At 69.0% G+C, this 2,163-nt stretch carries 2 protein-coding genes; both read right to left on the bottom strand.

From position 1 onward, the window contains the following. Nucleotides 1–168: 168 nt before the first annotated feature. Nucleotides 169–1,437, bottom strand: a complete 1,269-nt coding sequence (gene mtaB, locus ACE3S9_RS18900) for a tRNA (N(6)-L-threonylcarbamoyladenosine(37)-C(2))-methylthiotransferase MtaB (RefSeq protein WP_374548023.1) — start codon at nucleotides 1,435–1,437, stop codon at nucleotides 169–171. Beyond that, the coding region (gene dapF, locus ACE3S9_RS18895; RefSeq protein ID WP_374548022.1) for a diaminopimelate epimerase at nucleotides 1,434–2,163 on the bottom strand (730 nt) is incomplete at its 5' end. The genes dapF and mtaB, both read right to left, overlap by 4 nt.

The following is a 2,163-nucleotide window of genomic DNA, read 5'->3' as shown; positions in this document are numbered from 1 at the left end:
TCCCGCGTCGCGAGCGAGTCCTGAACATAGGCGCGGAAATCCCTTCCGCGGCGAAAGGTCGTGGTCACAGGCGCGGCCTCTCCCGCGCTCCCGAAGAGCGCAAAGCATTGGCCCCAATCTGCCGCGTCTTTCCCGAGTCCCGCGTTACCGGCCGGCGCGCATTTCGATTCAGGATGAAGAAAGCGTTACGTCAAGCGCGCCGCGCGCATGGCCGACGGCCTCGGCAAGGAGAATCCGCCCCGGCGGCAGGCCGGGCGTGTGGACCGGAGTGGAATCGTCGGCCCGGCCCATGCCGCCGCGCTCGGTGAGAATGCGGAGCCGCCGCCCGACCTGCGCCTGAAGATGTCGCGTCAAAGCCGTTTCGCCCGCCTCGCGCAACAAAGCGGCGCGGGCCTTGACGGCCTCCGGCGCCACGCGCGGCATCAGCGCCGCCGGCGTCCCCGGCCGCGCCGAAAAGGGAAACACATGAAGGAAGCTCAGGCCGCAATCCTCAATCAGGGCGCGCGTGCGCGCCGCCATGGCCTCGTCCTCGGTCGGAAAGCCGGCGATGAGATCCGCGCCAAAGGCGATATCCGGCCGCAGACGGCGCAATTCGGCGCAGAAGGCGACGCTTTCCGCGCGGCTGTGGCGGCGTTTCATCCGTTTCAGAATGAGATCGTCGCCCGATTGCAGCGACAGATGCAGCGAGGGCGCGAGCCTTTCCTCCTCGGCGAAGGCCCTGATCAGCGCCGGATCGGCCTCGATGCAATCGATCGACGACAGCCGCAGGCGCGGCAGGTCGGGCAGCTCCCGCAGGATCAGCCGCGCGAGCTGGCCGAGCTTCGGTCCGCCCGGCAGGTCCGCGCCCCATGAGGTCAGATCGACCCCGGTGAGCACGATCTCCTTATGGCCGGTCTCGACGAATTTGCGCGCCTGCGCGACCACGGCCTCCGGCGCGACGGAGCGCGACGGCCCGCGTCCCGCCGGGATGACGCAGAAGGTGCAGCTATGGTCGCAGCCGTTCTGTACCGCGAGAAAGGCCCTGGTGTGGCCCTCGATCGCCGCCAGCACGGGCGCCGGCGCATTGTCGCGCCGCGCGGCTTCCGCGACCGGCGCGACATTGACCCGGCCGGAAAAGCCGCTCCACGACACAGCGCGCGTCTTTTCGGCATTGCCCATGACATGAGCGACTTCGGGCATGGCGGCGAAACGGTCCGGCTCGATCTGCGCCGCGCAGCCGGTGACAACGATGCGCGCGCCGGGCCGGTCGCGCTTCAGCCGGCGGATCGCCTGCCGCGCCTGCCGGGTCGATTCGGCCGTCACCGCGCAGGTGTTGACCACCACAAGGTCCTGTTCGCCGCCTTGCCCGGCCAGTTCTCGAATGGTCTGCGATTCGGCGAGGTTCAGCCGGCAGCCGAAGGTGACGACTTCGACTTTCGCGGCGGCGCCGTCGGTCATGGGGCCGCCGGCTCCGGCGCGAACAGGGCCTCGGTCAGAATCCGGGAAAACTCCAGCTCCACCGGCCCGGTCATGACGATATGATCGTCGGCGCGCCAGTCGATGACCAGATCGCCGCCGGGGAGCGCAATGGTCGCGCGCCGCTCCGCGAGACCGGCGCGCGCGGCGGCGACCAAAGTCGCGCAGGCCGCCGTGCCGCAGGCCAAAGTCAGGCCGGTCCCGCGCTCCCAGACCTTGAGCCTGATCGAATCGCGCGAAAGAACCTGCGCCAGCGAAATATTGGCGCGTTCGGGAAAGAGCGGGTCATGTTCCAGAACCGGCCCGATGGCGGCGAGGTCGAAAGCCTCGATGGCGGGAACGAAAAAGACCGCATGCGGGTTGCCCATGCTGACGCAGGAGGCCGGCGGCAGGCCGAATTTCTGCAGATCGACCGCGCCCGTGTCGGCGATTTCGCGGGCGAGCGGAATGTCCCGCCAGCCAAGGCGCGGCGGGCCCATATCGACCGAAAAAGACAAGGGCCCCTCGCGCCGCACCGCCAGCGGGCCGGCGGAGGTGGCGAGGTTGAGCGCGACGGCGCCGGAACGTTCGGCGAGATAATACGCGACGCAGCGGGTGCCATTGCCACAGGAGGCGGAGAGCGAGCCGTCCTGATTATAGATGGTCATGAAGGCGTCCTGCCCCGGCGCTTCCGGATCGGACAGGACCATCAACTGGTCATAGGCCAGG

This window comes from Rhodoblastus sp., assembly GCF_041915505.1.
GTDB lineage: Bacteria > Pseudomonadota > Alphaproteobacteria > Rhizobiales > Beijerinckiaceae > Rhodoblastus.
Note: the sequence above shows the minus strand (reverse complement) of the source record. Positions and strands in the feature narration are given on the sequence as shown.